This window comes from Roseibium sp. HPY-6 (assembly GCF_040530035.1).
Classification (GTDB): Bacteria; Pseudomonadota; Alphaproteobacteria; order Rhizobiales; family Stappiaceae; genus Roseibium.
Genome location: NZ_JBEWCD010000006.1, coordinates 1 through 4,316, shown reverse-complemented (window position 1 = coordinate 4,316; position 4,316 = coordinate 1). Strand labels below are relative to the sequence as shown.

General features: G+C 61.8%; 4 protein-coding genes. All 4 read right to left on the bottom strand.

The window, feature by feature from the left end; all coding sequences use genetic code 11:
* A partial coding sequence (locus tag ABVF61_RS32115) for an FAD binding domain-containing protein (protein ID WP_353997702.1) occupies window positions 1–602 on the bottom strand: 602 nt, incomplete at its 3' end.
* Window positions 603–677: 75 nt separating this feature from the next.
* Window positions 678–3,038 (bottom strand): xanthine dehydrogenase family protein molybdopterin-binding subunit, encoded by a 2,361-nt coding sequence (locus tag ABVF61_RS32110; RefSeq protein ID WP_353997701.1) that lies wholly within the window; start codon window positions 3,036–3,038, stop codon window positions 678–680.
* 137 nt (window positions 3,039–3,175) lie between these two features.
* On the bottom strand, window positions 3,176–3,667 hold the full coding sequence (locus ABVF61_RS32105; protein ID WP_353997700.1) for a (2Fe-2S)-binding protein: 492 nt from the start codon (window positions 3,665–3,667) through the stop codon (window positions 3,176–3,178).
* Between the two features lie 124 nt (window positions 3,668–3,791).
* Window positions 3,792–4,316, bottom strand: a 525-nt coding sequence (locus ABVF61_RS32100) for an SRPBCC domain-containing protein (protein WP_353997699.1), incomplete at its 5' end; no start/stop codon positions are given.

Genomic DNA, 4,316 nt, shown 5'->3' with positions numbered 1-4,316 from the left:
GCAACCCGCACAGAGCCGTCCTGGTGCTTGGCCACATAAACACCCGTCATCGCATAGCGCGAGGCCGGGTTCGGGTATTTCGCATAGGCCCCCTTCTCGATCAGCGGGAACGTCACGGACACCACGATCTCATCCTCGTCCAGCGCCGTGTCGAACATGCCGACAAAGAAGTCTTCGGCGGAAAGCGAACGCTTGCTCGTCACAACCGTTGCCCCCAGCGCCACAAGCGCTGCCGGATAATCCGCAGCCGGGTCGTTGTTGGCAATCGAGCCCCCGATCGTGCCCATGTGCCGAACCGCCGGATCGCCAATGCCGCCCGCAAGCCCGGCAAGGCTCGGAAGCTTCGACTTCACAAGATCGGAAGCGGCAACCTCCGCATGGGTCGTGGCCGCCCCGATCGACAGGCTGCCATCGCCCTCGCAGATGCCGTTCATCTCCGCAATCTTCGTCACATCCACAAGATCGCTCGGCGACGCAAGACGCTGCTTCATCGTCGGCAGCAATGTCTGCCCGCCTCCAAGGATCTTGCCGTCTTCCGCCTTCGACACAAGCTCGGATGCCTCGGCAACAGAACCGGCGCGGTGATAGGTTGTTTCATACATGTCGGGTCTCCCCAAAATCTCACTGTCAGATAACCGGGCAGGCTGACCCTGCCCGAAGACTTTTCCTCATGAACCTTATTCGGCCGCCTGCTTCAGCTGCGCCTGGCACAGCTGCCACACGCGCTCGGGCGTGGCCGGCATCGTAAGCTCGTTCGACCCGATCGCATCCGTGATCGCGTTGATCACAGCCGGCGGAGACCCGATCGCACCGGCCTCCCCGCAGCCCTTCATGCCGAGCGGATTGCCCGGGCAAAGCGTCTCATGCGTCGACAGGCTGAACGAAGGCACATCATCGGCACGCGGCATGGTGTAGTCCATGTAGGACGCCGTCAGAAGCTGACCGCTCTCGTCATAGGCCGCGTTCTCCAGAAGAGCCTGCCCGATCCCCTGCACAAGGCCGCCATGAACCTGGCCTTCCACGATCATCGGGTTGATCACCTTGCCGAAGTCATCGGCCGCAACAAAGCTCACGATCTCCGTCTTGCCCGTCTCAGGATCCACCTCGACCTCGCACACATAGGTGCCCGCCGGGAACGTGAAGTTGGACGGGTCGTAGAACGCCCCCTCCTTCAGACCCGGCTCCATGCCTTCAGGAAGATTGTGTGCCGTATAGGCCGCAAGCGCCACTTCGGTGAAGCTGAGCTTCTTGTCCGTGCCTGCAACCTTCAGCTCGCCGCCCTCGATCTGGATGTCGCCCTCCGCGGCCTCCATCAGGTGCGCCGCGATCTTCTTCGCCTTCGCTTCCACCTTGTCCAGCGCCTTCACGATCGCCGACATGCCGACAGCGCCCGAGCGCGAGCCATAGGTGCCCATGCCGAACTGGACCTTGTCCGTGTCCCCATGAACGATCGACACCGCATCGCTGTCCAGACCGAACCGTTCGCAGATCAGCTGCGCAAATGTCGTCTCATGGCCCTGGCCATGGCTGTGCGAGCCCGTCAGGACCTCAACCGTCCCAACCGGATTCACCCGAACCTCGGCAGATTCCCACAAGCCGACACCGGCCCCGAGCGAGCCGACCGCCGCCGACGGCGCAATGCCGCACGCCTCGATGTAGCAGGAGATGCCGATGCCCCGCAGCTTGCCGCGCGAGGCCGCCTCCGCCTTGCGCGCCGCAAAGCCCGCATAATCGGCTGCCGACAGCGCCGCATCCAGCGTCGCATCATAATCGCCCGCGTCGTAGCACATGATCACAGGCGTCTGGTGCGGGAACTCCCGCACGAAGTTCTTGCGCCGGAAGTCCGCAGGCGAAAGACCCACCTCCCGTGCCGCCGTCTCCATGATCCGTTCCAGAAGATAGGTCGCCTCCGGACGCCCCGCCCCCCGGTATGCATCCACCGCCGTCGTGTTGGTATAGACCGTCTTCACATTCGCGTGGATCGCCGGGATGTTGTACTGGCCCGACAAGAGCGTTGCATAGAGATAGGTCGGCACCGCCGACGAGAACAGCGACATGTAGGCGCCCAGATTGGCGATCGTCTTCACCCGAAGACCGACAATCCTGTTGTCCGCATCCAGCGCCAGCTCTGCTTCCGACACATGATCGCGCCCATGGGCATCCGTCAGGAACGCTTCCGTGCGGTCCGACACCCACTTCACCGGACGGCCCACGCGCTTCGACGCCCAAAGGCACACCATCTCTTCCGGATAGATGTAGATCTTCGAGCCGAAGCCGCCGCCCACATCCGGTGCAATCACCCGCAGCTTGTGCTCAGGGGCAACATTATAGAACGCCGACAGGACAAGGCGTGCCACATGCGGGTTCTGTGAGGTCGTATAGAGCGTGTGATGCTCTTCCGCGTCATTGTAGCTTGCAAGCGCTGCCCGCGGCTCCATCGGGTTCGGAACCAGACGGTTGTTGCGGATCTCCATCTTCGTCACATGCGCAGCCCCTGCAAAGGCCGCATCAACCGCTGCCGCATCCCCGATCTCCCAGTCGTAGATCAGGTTGCCTTCCGCCTCAGGGTGGATCTGTGGAGCCCCGGGCTCAAGCGCGGCAACCGGGTCGACCACCGCCGGAAGTTCCTCATAGTCGACAACAACCGCATCGGCCGCATCGCGCGCCTGCGCAGCCGTATCGGCCACAACAACGGCAACCGCCTGGCCCACATGGCGCACAACCTCAGGCTCAAGCGCCCGCCAGCCGCCCATCTTCATCGGAGACCCGTCCTTGGAGTGGATCATCCAGCCGCAGATCAGATTGCCGATCCCGTCCCCGATCAGCTGGTCCCCCGTCAGGACCGCATCAACACCCGGCATCGCAAGCGCCGCGCTCGCATCAATCCCCGTCACCTTCGCATGCGCATGCGGTGAGCGCACAAAGGCCGCATGGCCCATCCCCGGCAGAACCATGTCGTCCGTGTACTGGCCCTTGCCCGTGATGAACCGCTTGTCCTCCTTGCGCAGTGCCCGCGCGCCAATCCCCTCAATTGCCATTCTCTCTCTCCCAAAAATCAGAACCGGAACCAGCCGCCGCCTCGCCGCGCCTTCTCCTCACGGCGCCACCAAAACCAATCAGGCCGGATATCCGAAAAGCGCGAGAAAAACCCCGCGCACCAAACCCAAAACCCGGCCTATTCAGCCGCCTCGGCCATCCCAGCCATCTGGTCCGACGCCGCCTTGATCGCCTTGACGATGTTGTGATAGCCCGTGCACCGGCAGATGTTGCCCTCAAGCTCGTCCCGGATCGTCGCCTCGTCCAGATTGCCCGCACCATGACGGTTGATCATGTCAACCGCGCTCATGATCATCCCAGGCGTGCAGAACCCGCACTGAAGACCGTGATGCTCCCGGAACGCAGCCTGAACAGGATGAAGCGAATCCGCCGACCCAAGACCCTCAAGCGTCACAACATCAGACCCGTCCGCCTGAACAGCCAACATCGTGCATGCCTTGACAGCCTTCCCGTCAACATGAACAACACACGCACCGCACTGAGACGTGTCACAGCCAACATGCGTCCCGGTCAAACCACGAACATCACGGATCAGAGAAACAAGCAACGTACGGTCCTCAACATCCGACGCAACAGACTTCCCGTTCAAAACCAACGATACCTTCGTCATAAATCAATCTCCCTCGTGAATGCATTGCGGACAGGCCAGAAATCCCAGCTGCCGCTTATCAGCGTCAGGTTGCACCCTGAATTCGTTGTGTTGAGTTCATCAAACCAAATCTGTGTCGCGTGGGTCAACTTGCAAGCGCCAGAACAAGAATGAGCACGGCCAGAAGCGCAAGTCCCCAGACCATTGGACCGCCGAAAGCGTTTCGACCGGCCGCAACTTCGAGGTTCTCTTCCGCCTTTTGCAGCGTCTCTTCCACCGCGTGCTCTGCCTCTTCTATTGCATGAATGACTTCACCGGGTGTGTCCTCAATTGCGATCCGCTTGGCTTCTTCTGCCACGCCTGGATCCAGCTCGGACTCGTCCTGCGCTGCTGCGGCAGGTGGGGTCTCAGGCGTCGTGGCTTCAGATGCAGCCGCCTCGGCCGGTGCCGCGTTCTCTTGCGGTTTCTGGCCTTCACCGACCAGCTCTGTGAATTTGCCAAAGAATTCCTCGGCCATCTTCTTGGCCGTGGAGTCGACCAGGCGGCTTCCCAATTGCGCAAGCTTGCCACCCACTTGTGCCTTCGCCTCGTAGGTCAGCACAGTTTCAGCACCGTCTTCTTCCAGCTTGACGTCAGCGGACCCCTTGGCGAAGCCGGCCACGCCGCCCTT